The organism is Stenotrophomonas sp. Sm10 (genome assembly GCF_030985515.1).
Taxonomy (GTDB): domain Bacteria; phylum Pseudomonadota; class Gammaproteobacteria; order Xanthomonadales; family Xanthomonadaceae; genus Stenotrophomonas; species Stenotrophomonas hibiscicola.
In genome coordinates, this window is record NZ_JAPTFO010000037.1 from 27,567 (window position 1) to 41,855 (window position 14,289).

Consider the following 14,289-nt stretch of genomic DNA (forward strand, 5'->3'; position numbering starts at 1 on the left):
CCCTTTTCCTCCGGGAAAAGGGTCTGGCCCCACCCATGCAGGTTGGTCCGTTCCCAGGTGGGTGCCAACCTTGGTTGGCACGGATGCCCCATCCACGCATGGCGTGGATCTACTGCAGTTGCAGGCCGGCCCTCAAGACCGGCAGCAGCCATTCGATGAACACCTGAACACGCTGCGCGCGGTGTTGCCGATGCGGTTGCAACAGCGTCACCGGCAAGGGCTGCGCCACGTGCTGTGGCATCACCTCCACCAACGCGCCGGATTGCAGTTCGGCCTGCACGTCGTAGCGCGGAATCTGCAGCAACCCCAACCCCGCCACACAGCATGCAATCGATGCCTCGGCGCTGTTCACACGCACCCAGCCGGGCATCGGCAGCGTGCGCAGTTGGCCGCCGTCCTGCCACTCCCACGATTCCACCCGTGCCGTGGTCGGCGACGCGTAGTTCACCGCGCGGTGCTGCGGCAGGTCGGCAGGATGCTGCGGCACGCCGTGTTCGCGCAGGTAAGCGGGCGCGGCGACGTTGACGAAGTCGAGCTGGCCCAGCGTGCGCGCCACCAGGCTGGAATCGCCCAGTTGACCGACCCGCAGCACCGCATCGCAACCATCCTCGATCAGGTTTACCGCGCGGTCGGTCATGCCCAGGTCCACTTCCACCTGCGGATACTGCGCGAAGAACTCGGGCAGCGCTGGTGCGATGATGCGGCGGCCGATGCGGCTGGGCACGTCGATCTTCAGCAGACCGACCGGTTGCGCATCGTCTTGACGGAACAGCGATTCGGCGTCCTCGACCTCGGCGATCAGGCGCAGGCAGCGGGCATGGAACACGTCGCCATCATGGGTGGTGGACACCCGGCGGGTCGAGCGCTGCAGCAGGCGGGTGCCAAGCCGCTGTTCGAGCTCGGCCACCGCCGCCGAAACGGTCGAGCGGGGCAGGCCGAGCTGGTCGGCGGCGCGGGTGAAGCTGGCGCACTCCACGACCCGGGTGAAGATGCGGAAGCGATCGATCCGGTCCATTGTTCGCTGGCTCTGGAAAGTTAAGTCAATGTGGCGGGCTTTATCCGCTTTTTCTGCACGATATCGTCGTCAGGGCAGGGTTGCCACCCCGGGTAGCCCCCTCCCGAGACCGAAGCCATGACCGAGCATTCCCTCAAGGGCAAGACCGTGCTGATCGCCGGTGGCGCCAAGAACCTGGGCGGCCTGATCGCCCGCGACTTCGCCGCACAGGGCGCCAAAGCCATCGTCATCCACTACAACAGTGCCGCTACCCAGGCCGATGCAGAAGCGACTGCAGCCGCAGTGCAGGCCGCCGGCAGCAAGGCGGTGGCCCTGCAGGGCGACCTGACCTCGGCGGCAGCGATGGAGCGCTTGTTCGCCGATGCCGTGGCCGCAGTCGGCCGTCCCGACATCGCCATCAATACGGTCGGCAAGGTATTGAAGAAACCGCTGCTGGACATCAGCGAAGCGGAGTACGACGAGATGAGCGCGGTCAACGCCAAGGCGGCGTTCTTCTTCCTCAAGGAAGCCGGCCGCCACGTCAACGACGGTGGTCGCATCTGCACCCTGGTCACCTCATTGCTGGGTGCCTACACGCCGTTCTATTCCAGCTACGCCGGTACCAAGGCGCCAGTCGAGCACTTCACCCGCGCGGCGTCGAAGGAGTTCGGCGAGCGCGGCATCTCGGTGACTGCGATCGGGCCCGGCCCGATGGACACGCCGTTCTTCTACCCGGCCGAGAGTGCCGATGCGCAGGCGTACCACAAGACCGCGGCCGCGCTCTCGGCGTTCACCCGCACCGGGCTGACCGACATCGCCGATATCGTGCCGTGGATCCGTTTCCTGGTCACCGATGGCTGGTGGATGACGGGGCAGACCATCCTGGTCAATGGTGGGTACACCACCAAATAATGCAGCCACGCCTGGCGTGGCTGCCTGCTACCTGTAGAGTCGAGCCATGCTCGACTGCTGTTGCATGAGCCGAGCATGGCTCGGCTCTACAGGTGTTGCCCGATGGGTCAGCGCAGCTTGGCGAGCACGGCGTCGGTGGCAGCGGCGGTACTCACCGCCTGGCCCTTGGCGGCCAGATCGGCGGTGAACACGCCATCGTCCAGCACGGCGTGCACTGCAGCTTCCACCGCCGCAGCCTCGGCTTCCAGCCCCAGCGAATGGCGCAGCAGCATCGCGGCGCTGAAGATCGTCGCGTACGGATTGGCGATGCCCTTGCCGGCGATGTCCGGGGCCGAACCGTGGATCGGTTCGTAGATGCCGACCGCACCCGGCTCACCCAGCGAGGCCGACGGCAGTAGGCCGAGCGAGCCGGCCAGCATCGAGGCTTCGTCGGTGAGGATGTCGCCGAACATGTTCTCGGTGACGATCACGTCGTACTCGCGCGGCTTGGCCAGCAGGTGCATGGCCATCGAATCGACCAGCTGGTGCTCCAGCGCCACCTCCGGGAACTCCTCGCGGCCGATGCGAGCGGCCACGTCACGCCACAGGCGCGAGGTCTCCAGCACGTTGGCCTTGTCCACCGAGGTGACCTTGCCACGCCGCTGCTGGGCCAGGCGGAAGGCACTGCGCAGCACGCGTTCGATCTCGGCCACCGTGTAGCGGCACAGGTCGCTGGCGCTGTCGGCGTCGCGGGTCTTGTCGCCGAAGTAGATGCCACCGGTCAGTTCGCGTACCACCACGAAGTCCACGCCCTGCAGCAGCTCGGCCTTGATCGGCGAGGCGTGCAGCGCGGCTTCGTGGGTACGCACCGGGCGCAGGTTGGCATACAGGCCCAGTGCCTTGCGGATTGCCAGCAGGCCCTGTTCCGGACGCACCTTGGCGTTCGGGTCGGACCACTTCGGGCCGCCGACCGCGCCCAGCAGCACCGCGTTGGCGGCCTGGCAGGCTTCCAGGGTCGACGCCGGCAGCGGTTCACCGTGGCGGTCGATGGCAACGCCACCGATGTCGTGCTCGCTGAAGGTGAAGGTGTGGTTGAAGCGCTCGGCGACGGCCTTCAGGACGGCCACTGCCGCGGCGGCCACTTCCGGGCCGATGCCATCACCGGGCAGGACAACAATTTCAGCGTGCATGCTCACTCTCGTAACGTTCGATTTCAGGGACACGGCCCAACAGATACCCCAACTGGTCGACGCCTTCCAGCAGGCAGGTCTGCGAGAAGCCATCCAGCGGGAAGGAATAGACGCGGCCATCGGGCGTGCGCAGTTCGCGCGCAGCCACGTCGATGGTCAGCGCATCGTCCGGGCGCTGCATCAGCGCCTGGACGTCGGCCTCGTCCAGCACGATCGGCAGCAGGCCGTTCTTCAGCGCGTTGCCGCGGAAGATATCGGCGATCTCGCTGCTGACGATGGCACGCAGGCCCAGGTCGGTCAGCGCCCACGGCGCATGTTCGCGCGAAGAACCGCAGCCGAAGTTGCGGCCCGCCAGCAGGATGCTGCGGCCGGCGTTGTGCGGCTGGTTGAAGGCGAAGTCGGCCACCGGCGAACCATCAGCCTGCCAGCGCCAGTCATTGAACGCGTTGCGGCCCAGGCCGGCACGCTCGGTGGTGGACAGGAACCGTGCCGGGATGATCTGGTCGGTGTCGATGTTGGTCTGGCGCAGCACCACGCTGGCCGAGGTCAGGGTACGGAAACCGGCCATCACGCCACCTCCTGTGCGAACAGTTCGCGGGTATCGGCCACGTGCCCGTTGACCGCGGCCCACGCCGCGCTCATCGGCGAAGCCAGCAGGGTGCGCGAACCGGGGCCTTGGCGGCCCTCGAAATTGCGGTTGCTGGTGCTCACGGCCAGCTGGCCGGGCGCGACCAGATCGCCGTTCATGGCGATGCACATCGAACAGCCCGGCTCGCGCCACTCGGCCCCGGCAGCGCGCACGATCTCGTGGATGCCCTCGGCCTCGGCCTCGCGCTTGACGATCTCCGAACCTGGCACCACCAGCATGCGCACCCGCTCAGCGACACGGCGGCCGCGCAGCACCTGCGCGACCTCGCGCATGTCACTCAGGCGGCCGTTGGTGCACGAACCGACGAACACCACGTCCACCGGCGTGCCGGCCAGTGCCTTGCCGGCCTGGAAGTGCATGTAGTCCAGGCCTTTCTGTGCAGCGGCATCGTTGGCGGCGGGAATCGGCGCATCCACCGCGATGGCGGTGCCCGGATGCGTGCCCCAGGTCAGGGTCGGGCGGATGTCGGTGGCGTCGATGCGTACTTCGCTGTCGAAGCGCGCGCCGTCATCACTGCGCAGCTGCTGCCAGCGCGCCACCGCAGCCTCGAAATCGGCGCCCTTTGGGCCGCGCGGGGTGTTGGCGACGAAGTCGAAGGTGACCTGGTCGGGCGCGACCATGCCGGCGCGTGCACCGGCCTCGATCGACATGTTGCACAGGGTCATGCGCTGTTCCATGTCCATCGCTTCGATGGTGCTGCCACGGAACTCGATGACGTGGCCGGTGCCGCCGTTGACGCCGATCACGCCGATGATGTGCAGCACCACGTCCTTGGCGCCGACGCCGGGCGCCAGCGGGCCATCGACGGTGATCGCAAAGGTCTTCGCCTTGCGCTGAAGCAGGCACTGCGTGGCCAGCACATGGCCGACTTCGCTGGTGCCGATGCCGAACGCCAGCGAACCGAAGGCCCCGTGGGTGGATGTGTGGCTGTCGCCGCAGACGATGGTCATGCCCGGCTGGGTGAAGCCCTGTTCCGGCGCGATCACGTGGACGATGCCGCGATTGTCCGAGGCCATGTCGAACAGCTCGATGCCGTGCTCGGCGCAGTTGCGTGCCAGCGTGGCGACCTGTGCCTCGGAGGCGGCGCTGGCATAGGGTAGCGTGCCGTCCACGGCGGCCGGCAGGGTCGGCGTGGAGTGGTCCATCGTCGCCTTGGTGCGGTCCGGGCGGCGCGGCGACAGGCCGCGCTCGCGCAGCTCGGTGAACGCCTGCGGCGAGGTCACCTCGTGGATCAGGTGCAGGTCGATGTACAGCACGGCGGGCGCGCTGTCGGATTCGGGAACCACCACGTGGGCGTCCCACAGTTTGTCGTACAGGGTGCGGGGAGCGGAAGTCATGCGTATGCCTGGCAGAAGTACGAAATAGCGAACATCAGTAAAGAAGGCGGAACGGTCAAGTCAGCGACGGCGGGCGAGCACGCGCAGCCGCACATAGTCCGCCAGCGGCTGGCCGGCGGCGTTGCGCGGCAGCTCGGCCAGCAGCGCGCTCGCGGCCTCGCGCACCGTAGCCCGTGCCTCGGCTGGCAGGTCGTCCAGCAGCGGCGCGGCGAACACGCGCAGCCAGCCGGCCACGCCGGTCGGCAATGCCGTTGGGCGCGGCGTGCACTCGATCAGTTGCACCTGGAAGCCATGCTGGCGCAGGCGGTCGGCGTAGGTATCGGCCGTCGGGAAATACCACTGGAAGGTGCTGGCGCCATGGCCGTGGGCCACGCGCGCGGCCTGTACCGCCGCGATGATCGTGGCCACGTTGCCATGGCCACCGAATTCGGCGACAAAGCGGCCGCCGGGGCGCAGGGCGCGGCGCACGCCTTCCAGCACGCGGTCGGGAGTGCCCATCCAATGCAGTGCCGCGTTGCTGAACACTGCATCGAACTCGCTGTCGAACGACAGTGCGTGGCCGTCCATCACCTGGGCATCGACACCGCGCGCGCGGGCGGCGATCACCAGTTCCGGCGAGGCATCCACGCCGTGGATGCGCGCACCGCTCAGCGCCAGTTCGGTGCTGAGCACACCATCGCCACAGCCCAGGTCGAGGATGCGTTCACCGGCGCGCGGGTCGAGCAGGCGCGAGACCGCGCCGCCGAGCAGCGGGACGAAGCCGGCGTCGATCGCATAGTCCTGGGCGTTCCACTGCTGGCCAGCGGCGCTGGCCGGGGTGAAGGTGTCGAAGGCGCTCATGGCGGGTTCCTCAGGCGGTGGCAGGGGTGGGAACGTCGGTGCTGTTGTGGGCGGTGGCCTGGCGCTGGCGCAGCAGGCGGTTGGCCACATCCAGCCAGGCCAGTGCGGAGGCTTCGATGATGTCCTTGCTGGTGCCGGTGCCGTCGTACTCCACGCCTTCGTGGCGCACGCTCAGGTTGGCCTCACCGCGCGCATCGGCGCCGATGCCGACGCTGTGCACGTGGTAGCTGTCCAGCATCAGCTGCACGCCGGTGGCGGCCGACAGCGCGCCGAACAGCGCATCGACCGGGCCATCGCCCTGCGCGGTCTCGGCCACGCGGTTGCCGTCCGGGTCGGACAGTTCGACCAGCGCGTTGGCGCGGCTGCCGACATCGCTGATGGTCATCGAGGCCAGGCGGTAGCCCTGCGCGTTGGAGCCGCCCTGCATCAACGTCTGCAGGTCGGCATCGGTGACCACGCGCTGCTGTTCGCACAGGCCCTTGAACTGCTCGAACACCAGTTTCAGTTCGTCTTCGTCCAGCCAGAAGCCCAGCGCACGCAGGCGCGCTTCGACGGCGGCGCGACCGCTGTGGCGGCCCAGCACCATCTGCGAATCCTCCCAGCCCACGTCTTCCGGACGCATGATTTCGTAGGTGCCGCGATGGCGCAGCATGCCGTGCTGGTGGATGCCCGATTCGTGGGCAAAGGCATTGGCACCGACGATGGCCTTGTTGCGCTGTACCGGCATGCCGACCAGGCGCTGCAGCAGCTGCGAGGTGCCGACGATGCGCGGGGTGTTGATCGAACTGTCCTGCTCGTAGAAGGCCTGGCGCACCTTCAGCACCATCGCGATCTCTTCCAGCGAGCAGTTGCCGGCGCGCTCGCCGATGCCGTTGATGGTGCACTCGACCTGGCGCGCGCCACCTTCGATGGCGGCCAGCGAGTTGGCCACGGCCAGGCCCAGGTCGTTGTGGCAGTGCGCGCTGAAGATCACATTGGCGGCGTTCGGCACGTCGGCCACGCCGGCGATGACCTGCTGGAACATCGCGCGGATTTCTTCCGGCGTGGTGAAGCCGACGGTGTCGGGCAGGTTGATGGTAGTGGCGCCGGCGGCAATGGCCACGCGCGAGACTTCGATCAGGTAGTCCAGCTCGGTGCGGGTGGCATCCTCGGCCGAGAATTCGACATCGTCGATGTACGAGCGTGCCAGCGATACATGCTTGCGTACCGATTCCAGTACCTGCTCGCGGGTCATCCGCAGCTTGTGTTCGCGGTGCAGCGGGCTGGTCGACAGGAACACGTGCAGGCGCGGGTTGGCCGCGGCTTCCAGTGCACGTGCCGAGGTCTCGATATCGGCCTGCAGGCAGCGCGACAGCACCGCCAGGCTCAGGCTCGGTCGGCGCAGTTCGCGGCCGATCAGTGCCATCGCCTCGCGGTCGGACTGCGAGCTGGCCGGGAAGCCGGTTTCGATGATGTCCACACCCAGTTCGTCCAGCGCACGCGCCATCACCAGCTTCTGCGGCGGGCTCATGCTGCAGCCGGGGGACTGCTCGCCGTCACGCAGGGTGGTGTCGAAGATGCGGATGCGCGGGGTGGTAATTCGTTCGATGGTGGTCACAGGGAAATCTCCTCGACAGCGGGCGTTGCGGCTTGCAGGTGGGAAGGGGAAGAGGTGGGGGAGGACGGCGCGCTGGCCCTGGCGGGCGAGCGGGGTGTTTCGCTGCGCCGTCGCCGCGGTTTGCGCGGCGGGCGCGGCCGGATGTCGGTGAGCAGGCCGGCCAGCACACCGGCATCGATGTTGCCGCCGGACACCACCGCGCACTTGCGGCGGCCGGCGACGCGGCGGCCGGCAGCCAGCGCCAGCGCGCCGGCGCCCTCGGCGATGATGTGTTCTTCCAGCGCCAGCCGCACCAGGGTTTCGCGCAGCTCGGCTTCGCGCACGATCACCACGTCGTCCAGCAGCGAGGTGCACAGGCGGCGGGTCAGGAAGCCGGGGATCTTCACTCGCACGCCATCGGCCAGCGAGGCGACGGGGGCGATCTCTCGGACATCGCCACGGATCGCGCGCGCCATCGAATCAACGCCTTCTACCTGTGCACCAACCACGCGCACGCCCTGTGATTTCAGCGCCAGGGCTACGCCGGAGGCCAGTCCACCGCCGCCGATCGGCACGATCACCACGTCAGGGGCATGCGCGGCCAGTTCGATGCCGACCGTGCCCTGGCCGGCGATCACGTCGGCATCATCGAACGCGGACAGGAAGCGGTAGCCGTGGCGCCGCGCCAGTTCGACCGCGAAGGCGTAGGCCTCGTCGTAGCTGTTGCCGTGCTGGCGCACGGTGGCGCCCCAATGGGCGACGCCGGCGATCTTGGTCGCCGGCGCGCCATGCGGCATCACCGTGATCGCCGGCACGTCCAAGCGATAGGCCGCCCACGCAACGCCCTGGGCGTGGTTGCCGGCCGAAGCGCAGATCACCGGGCGGGTGTCGCCGCGCTCGCGACCGGCCAGCAGCGCGTTCAACGCGCCGCGCACCTTGTAGGAACCGGTGCGCTGCAGGTTCTCCAGCTTCAGCCAGGTACCGAAGCGCTCTGCATGGTGCAGCGGGGTGGGCGGCAGGAAGCGGCGCAGGCGGGCCTGCGCTGCCAGAACGTCGGCAACGCTTACGTCGCCGACATCGCTTTCCTGGCTGGCATCAGCGGCCGGCATGGGCCACCAGCGCGGTGCGGAAGACCGCCGCATGCGGGCACGGGCGGCGAAGAAGACGCCTCCGTACCGGCACCGTGGTCGCTACGGTACGGGTGTTCATGGCGATACTCCTTCCACGGCGGTGACCTGTACGGACACGCAGTCGTAGATCTTCTCGATCTGCCGGCACAGCGTTTCCGCCGGGCGCTGGCCATCCACGACCAGCTGCAGGTGCCAGCGGCCATCGTCGGCAGCTACCGGCGCGCCGCTGATCGCACGCGGCGCGAAGCCGCGACGTTCGGCCATGCCGATCACGCGCAGCAGCGCGCCTTCGGCCGGGTGCAGCACCAGGTCAAGCCGGTATTGCATTGGGGGTCTCCTGGCGGGCATGGGCGGGGTTGCTTTCCAGCATCGTGCTGTTGGCGGTGTTCGGCGGCACCAGCGGCCACACGTTGGCGCGTGCATCGATGGCCACGTGCAGCAGGGCCGGGCCCGGCTCGGCCAGCAGCGCGGCCAGGCCGCCTTCCACGTCGTCGCGGTTGTCGATGCGGGTGGCGGCGATGCCGAACACCTGCGCCAGTGCCACGAAGTCCGGGTTGTCGGACAGGTCGATCTCGCTGTAACGCTCGGCGAAAAACAGCTCCTGCCACTGCCGCACCATGCCCAGCGAACTGTTGTCCAGCAGCACGATCTTCACCGGCAGGCGGCAGCGGGCGATGGTCGCCAGCTCCTGCACGTTCATCATGAAGCTGCCATCGCCGGACACCAGCACCACGGTGCGGTCGGGGCAGGCAAACTGCGCACCCATCGCCGCCGGCAGGCCGAAGCCCATGGTGCCCAGCGCGCCGCTGGTCAGGTGGTTGCGCGGGTGGTTGAAGCGGCAGTGCTGGGCCACCCACATCTGGTGCTGGCCGACATCGCAGGCGATCACCGCATCGGCCGGGGCCAGCTCGCTCAGGCGCTTCAGCAACGCCGGTGCGTAGATGTGCTGGCCCGGTGCGTCGTAGCGTGCGGCGAAGCGATCGCGATGCTGCGCGCAGCGCTTGCGCCACGCCTCCTGGTGGGCCTTGGGGGAGGGGAAGGCCGCACGCAGGGCGCGGATGGCGTGACCGACGTTGCCAGGCACGGCGACATCGGCGCTGCGCAGCTTGGAGATCTCGTAGGCGTCCGCATCGATGTGGACCACACGGGCGAACGGGGCGAACTCGGCCAGCTTGCCGGTGGCACGGTCGTCGAAACGCGCCCCCAGCACCAGCAGCAGGTCGCTTTCCTGCACCGCCATGTTGGCCGCGCGAGTGCCGTGCATGCCCAGCATGCCCAGCGACTGCGGATGGCTGGCCGGCAGGGCACCCAGGCCGCGCAGGGTCATCACGGTGGGGATGGCACTGGCCTCGACGAAGTCGCGCAGGTCCTGCACGGCATCGCCCAGCGCGATGCCGCCACCGGCGTAGACCACCGGCTTCTCGGCTGCGGCCAGCGCGGCGATGGCCTCGGCGATGGCGGCCTCGGCCGGCGCCGGCGGCGGTTCGACGCTGCTGGGCACATGCGCCGGCAGATGGCTGGCATCGGCCAACTGCACATCCTTGGGCAGGTCGATCAGCACCGGGCCGGGGCGACCCTCACGGGCAATGCGGAACGCATCGGCCACCACGCGCGGCAGGTCATCGACGCTGCGCACCAGCCAGCTGTGCTTGACGATCGGCATCGTCAGGCCGAACACATCCAGTTCCTGGAAGGCGTCGGTGCCCAGCAGCGGCGTGCCGACCTGGCCGGTGATGCAGACCATCGGTACCGAATCGAGCATCGCATCGGCAATGCCGGTGACCAGGTTCGAGGCGCCCGGGCCGGATGTGGCCACGCAGACGCCGACCTGGTTGCTGGCGCGGGCGAAGCCGTTGGCGGCCAGCGCCGCGCCCTGCTCATGGCGTACCAGGATGTGCTTCAGCGACGAATCCACCAGCGCGTCGTAGAACGGCATGATGGTGCCACCTGGATAGCCGAACAGCGTGCCGACGCCTTCGGCCTCCAGCGCCTGGGTCAGCCAGCGCGCGCCGTTGGGCGGCGCGCTGCGATGTGTCGAAGAGTTCATGGGGGAACCTTGCAAAGCGGGTGGGGGAGGGCCGCGCGTTTACGCGGCCTGTCCTTGCAACCAGACCATCTTGGCGCGCAGTTCCTTGCCCACCTTCTCGATCGGGTGCTCCAGGTCGGCCTGCTTGAACCTGTTGTAGTTCGGCAGGCCCGCTTCGTACTCGGCCACCCAGTTCTTGGTGAAGGTGCCGTCCTGGATGTCCTTCAGTACTTCCTTCATGCGTTCCTTGGTGCCGGCATCGATCACACGCGGGCCGCTGACGTAGTCGCCGTACTGCGCGGTCTCGGAGATGAACTCCAGCATGCGCGAGATGCCCCCTTCGTAGAACAGGTCCACGATCAGCTTCAGTTCGTGCAGCACTTCGTAATAGGCGATTTCCGGCTGGTAACCGGCTTCCACCAGGGTCTCGAAGCCCGCCTGCACCAGCGCCGAAGCGCCACCGCACAGCACCGCCTGCTCGCCGAACAGATCAGTTTCGGTCTCTTCCTTGAAGGTGGTCTGGATCAGGTTGGCGCGGGCGCCACCCAGGCCGGCTGCATAGGCGAGTGCGTACTCGGCGGCCTTGCCGCTTTTGTCCTGGTAGACCGCCCAGATGCACGGCACGCCGCGGCCGATTTCATATTCACGACGGACCAGCGCGCCCGGGCCCTTCGGTGCGACCAGCACCACGTCGAGGTCGTCGCGCGGCTTGATCATGTCGAAATGAACGTTCAGGCCGTGCGCGAACAACAGCACCGCACCCTGCTTCATGTTCGGTGCCAGCACGTCGTCGTACAGCTTCTTCTGCACCATGTCCGGGGTCAGCACGGCAACCAGGTCGGCGTCCTTCACTGCATCGGCAGGCGCCTTGACGGCGAAGCCATCGGCCTGCGCCTTCACCTCGGTCGGGCCGCCCGGACGCAGGCCTACCACCACGTCGAAGCCGGATTCGCGCAGGTTCAGTGCGTGGGCGCGGCCCTGGCTGCCGTAGCCGATGACGGCGATCTTGGTCTGGGGCAGGTCGTTGGTGCTCATGGGGGAGGTTCCTTGCGGTGGGAAGAAAAAAGAACGGCCGGTCGTCGAGGTGACGTACCGGCCGGTCAGGGGAAAGCGGTGGAGGAGGCGCTGCGCATCGCACAGGCACAGCCACCACGAGGCGTGGTGGTGGTCTGGGGCCGGGCTTTGCACTGAGCGTTGGTCATGGTGGTTGCGTCTGAAACCAGGTCCTGAAATGAAAAAACCCGCACCGGGGCGGGTGCGGGTTTTGATGAGTTCCGGTGTGTTTGTTGCTTACACGCTGGCTCGTCCCGCACCTGGTGGCTGGGTAATAAGTACGAGCACAAGAATCGAACGCAGCGAGGCGGCGCCGGTGTCGGCGGCTTCGATGTGGGTTCGCAGTGGCGTGTTGTGATGCAACATGTGATCGAGAGAAACACAGCCGTTTTGGCGGTGTCAACCCTCGCGACGGTTTTTTTATCGGTTTCCAGTGAATCCAGCGCAATCGCTTGCGGCACAAGGATGGTTGCTGCTGAAAGTGTTTCGGTGAACCCGAATTCACTCCTTTCTGGGCGGTTTTTGCGCGGAATCCGTTGGATTCTTCCACCCCAGGATCAACGTCCATGACGTCTGTCCGATACCGCGTGAAGGCCGCAGCGGCGAAGATCGGGGAACCACCCGTCCATCGGAACCCGACCGTGTCCCGACGCCTTGCCCGTTCCCTGATCGCCGCCGCCGTGCTGGCTGCCGTGCCCGCGCTGTCCTTTGCCGCCGACCGCATTACCGGCCACACCTTCGCCACCCGTTCGGAGGTGATCGCCCCCCATGCGATGGCCGCCACCTCGCAGCCGCTGGCCACCCAGATCGCGCTGGACGTGATGAAGGGCGGTGGCTCGGCGGTGGATGCCGCCATCGCGGCCAACGCAGCGCTGGGCCTGATGGAGCCCACCGGCAACGGCATCGGCGGCGACCTGTTCGCCATCGTCTGGGACCCGAAGACGCAGAAGCTCTATGGCTACAACGGCTCGGGGCGCTCGCCGAAATCGCTCACCCTGGCAGAGTTCCAGCGCCGTGGCCTGAAGGACATCCCGGCCACCGGCCCGCTGCCGGTGTCAGTACCTGGCGCGGTCGACGGCTGGTTCGCACTGCACGAACGCTTCGGTCGCAAGCCGATGGCCGACAACCTGGCGCCGGCCATCCGCTACGCGCGCGAGGGTCACCCGGTGGCCGAGGTGATCGCCTACTACTGGGACCGCTCGGTGCCCAAGCTGTCGCAGTACCCGGGCTTCAAGGAGCAGTTCACGATCAACGGCCACGCCCCGCGCAAGGGCGAGATGTGGAAGAACCCGAATCTGGCCAGCACGCTGCAGAAGATCGCCGATGGCGGACGCGACGCCTTCTACAAGGGTGACATCGCCCGCACCATCGGCGACTATTTCAAGGCCAACGGTGGCTACCTGAGCTATCAGGACATGGCTGACCATCATGGCGAATGGGTCGAACCGGTCAGCAGCAACTACCGTGGCTACGACGTGTGGGAACTGCCGCCGAACAGCCAGGGCATAGCCGCGCTGCAGATCCTCAACGTGCTGGAAGGCTACGACTTCTCGAAGATCCCGTTTGGTTCACCGGAGCATGTGCACCTGTTCGTTGAAGCGAAGAAGCTGGCCTTCGCCGACCGTGCACGCTTCTACGCCGACATGGCGTTCCAGCCGGCACCGGTGCAGAAGCTGATTTCCAAGGAATACGCCGCGCAGCGCCGCGCGCTGATCTCGATGGACAAGGCGTTGAAGGAAGTGCAGCCGGGCACGCCGAAGCAGCTGGAGGAGGGCGACACGATCTACATGACCGTGGCCGACGCCGACGGCATGATGGTCTCGCTGATCCAGTCCAACTACCGTGGCATGGGCAGCGGCATGGCACCGCCCGGTCTGGGTTTCATCCTGCAGGACCGCGGCGAGATGTTCGTGCTGCAGAAGAACCATCCCAACGGCTACGCGCCGGGCAAGCGCCCCTTCCAGACCATCATTCCGGCGTTCATCACCAAGGGCGGCAAGCCGTATGCCAGCTTCGGCGTGATGGGCGGCGCGATGCAGCCGCAGGGCCACGCGCAGATCGTGATGAACCTGGTGGACTTCGGCATGAATCTGCAGGAAGCCGGTGATGCGCCGCGCATCCAGCACGAAGGCTCGACTGAACCGACGGGTCAGGCCACGGCGATGACCGATGGTGGTGAAGTGAATCTGGAAACCGGCTTCCCGTACGAGACGGTGCGCGCGTTGATGCGCAAGGGGCATCGCATCGTGTTCGCCGATGGCCCGTATGGCGGGTACCAGGCGATCATGCGTGATCCCGAGACCGGTGTTTACTACGGTGCTTCGGAGAGCCGCAAGGATGGGCAGGCGGCGGGATATTGAGGTTTTCCGGCGACCGGGCTGAGCCCCCTCTGCGGTGGTAAGGGTTTCAGTGATGCTTGGTTTGGCCGGGCGGGTGGATTGTCTGGGGGCCGCTGCAAGTACGACCATGTAAGCTCGGTCGCCGCTTGCTCGTGTGCACTGTCCTGCGCACACGGCAAGACCGGGGTTGGGCATCCGGCCCAACCCGCCCGAGGCATGCCTCGGGCCCATGCGGCTCACGCCCCCAGCCAACCCCCCCCCCCC

At 67.4% G+C, this 14,289-nt stretch carries 12 protein-coding genes; 2 read left to right on the forward strand and 10 right to left on the reverse strand.

What is annotated here, in order from left to right; genetic code table 11:
* Positions 1–109: 109 nt before the first annotated feature.
* Positions 110–1,015: a LysR family transcriptional regulator gene (locus O0J15_RS12050; protein WP_134731357.1), complete on the reverse strand. Its 906-nt coding sequence runs from the start codon at positions 1,013–1,015 to the stop codon at positions 110–112.
* A 117-nt stretch (positions 1,016–1,132) separates the two neighbouring features.
* On the opposite strand from O0J15_RS12050, the gene O0J15_RS12055 reads away from it, so the two are divergent.
* Complete coding sequence (locus tag O0J15_RS12055; RefSeq protein WP_134731355.1) at positions 1,133–1,906, forward strand: SDR family oxidoreductase; 774 nt, start codon at positions 1,133–1,135, stop codon at positions 1,904–1,906.
* A gap of 107 nt (positions 1,907–2,013) precedes the next feature.
* On the opposite strand, the gene leuB is transcribed toward O0J15_RS12055, so the two are convergent.
* From leuB to ilvC, 9 genes are all read right to left on the reverse strand, one after another.
* Complete coding sequence (gene leuB / locus O0J15_RS12060) at positions 2,014–3,075, reverse strand: 3-isopropylmalate dehydrogenase (protein WP_021202145.1); 1,062 nt, start codon at positions 3,073–3,075, stop codon at positions 2,014–2,016.
* Complete coding sequence (gene leuD, locus O0J15_RS12065) at positions 3,065–3,643, reverse strand: 3-isopropylmalate dehydratase small subunit (RefSeq protein ID WP_021202144.1); 579 nt, start codon at positions 3,641–3,643, stop codon at positions 3,065–3,067. Before leuD ends, leuB begins: the two co-directional genes overlap by 11 nt.
* The gene (leuC, locus tag O0J15_RS12070; protein WP_308305710.1) at positions 3,643–5,061 is read right to left on the reverse strand and encodes a 3-isopropylmalate dehydratase large subunit; all 1,419 of its coding nucleotides are present in this window, start codon (positions 5,059–5,061) and stop codon (positions 3,643–3,645) included. Before leuC ends, leuD begins: the two co-directional genes overlap by 1 nt.
* A gap of 60 nt (positions 5,062–5,121) precedes the next feature.
* A complete protein-coding gene (locus O0J15_RS12075; protein ID WP_164145201.1) occupies positions 5,122–5,901 on the reverse strand; it encodes a class I SAM-dependent methyltransferase in 780 nt (259 codons plus the stop codon).
* Positions 5,902–5,911: 10 nt separating this feature from the next.
* Entirely contained in the window at positions 5,912–7,498 is a 1,587-nt protein-coding gene (locus O0J15_RS12080) for a 2-isopropylmalate synthase (RefSeq protein WP_155030084.1), read from the reverse strand.
* A complete protein-coding gene (locus O0J15_RS12085; RefSeq protein ID WP_021202140.1) occupies positions 7,495–8,586 on the reverse strand; it encodes a threonine dehydratase in 1,092 nt (363 codons plus the stop codon). Before O0J15_RS12085 ends, O0J15_RS12080 begins: the two co-directional genes overlap by 4 nt.
* Positions 8,587–8,682: 96 nt before the next feature.
* Positions 8,683–8,934, reverse strand: a complete 252-nt coding sequence (locus O0J15_RS12090; RefSeq protein WP_005410947.1) for an ACT domain-containing protein — start codon at positions 8,932–8,934, stop codon at positions 8,683–8,685.
* On the reverse strand, positions 8,918–10,654 hold the full coding sequence (gene ilvG, locus O0J15_RS12095) for an acetolactate synthase 2 catalytic subunit (RefSeq protein ID WP_021202139.1): 1,737 nt from the start codon (positions 10,652–10,654) through the stop codon (positions 8,918–8,920). The genes O0J15_RS12090 and ilvG overlap by 17 nt, the downstream gene beginning before the upstream one ends.
* A 39-nt stretch (positions 10,655–10,693) precedes the next feature.
* Entirely contained in the window at positions 10,694–11,668 is a 975-nt protein-coding gene (gene ilvC, locus O0J15_RS12100) for a ketol-acid reductoisomerase (protein ID WP_164145202.1), read from the reverse strand.
* A gap of 659 nt (positions 11,669–12,327) precedes the next feature.
* Here ilvC and ggt point away from each other — a divergent pair.
* Complete coding sequence (ggt, locus tag O0J15_RS12105) at positions 12,328–14,046, forward strand: gamma-glutamyltransferase (RefSeq protein ID WP_308305711.1); 1,719 nt, start codon at positions 12,328–12,330, stop codon at positions 14,044–14,046.
* The last annotated feature ends 243 nt before the right edge of the window (positions 14,047–14,289 follow it).

What these genes read in the sequence shown, in the direction of transcription:
- O0J15_RS12050 (WP_134731357.1), bottom strand. Translation starts at nt 1,015, where the DNA reads ATGGACCGGATCGATCGCTTCCGCATCTTCACCCGGGTCGTGGAGTGC.
- O0J15_RS12055 (WP_134731355.1), top strand. Translation starts at nt 1,133, where the DNA reads ATGACCGAGCATTCCCTCAAGGGCAAGACCGTGCTGATCGCCGGTGGC.
- leuB (WP_021202145.1), bottom strand. Translation starts at nt 3,075, where the DNA reads ATGCACGCTGAAATTGTTGTCCTGCCCGGTGATGGCATCGGCCCGGAA.
- leuD (WP_021202144.1), bottom strand. Translation starts at nt 3,643, where the DNA reads ATGGCCGGTTTCCGTACCCTGACCTCGGCCAGCGTGGTGCTGCGCCAG.
- leuC (WP_308305710.1), bottom strand. Translation starts at nt 5,061, where the DNA reads ATGACTTCCGCTCCCCGCACCCTGTACGACAAACTGTGGGACGCCCAC.
- O0J15_RS12075 (WP_164145201.1), bottom strand. Translation starts at nt 5,901, where the DNA reads ATGAGCGCCTTCGACACCTTCACCCCGGCCAGCGCCGCTGGCCAGCAG.
- O0J15_RS12085 (WP_021202140.1), bottom strand. Translation starts at nt 8,586, where the DNA reads ATGCCGGCCGCTGATGCCAGCCAGGAAAGCGATGTCGGCGACGTAAGC.
- O0J15_RS12090 (WP_005410947.1), bottom strand. Translation starts at nt 8,934, where the DNA reads ATGCAATACCGGCTTGACCTGGTGCTGCACCCGGCCGAAGGCGCGCTG.
- ilvG (WP_021202139.1), bottom strand. Translation starts at nt 10,654, where the DNA reads ATGAACTCTTCGACACATCGCAGCGCGCCGCCCAACGGCGCGCGCTGG.
- ilvC (WP_164145202.1), bottom strand. Translation starts at nt 11,668, where the DNA reads ATGAGCACCAACGACCTGCCCCAGACCAAGATCGCCGTCATCGGCTAC.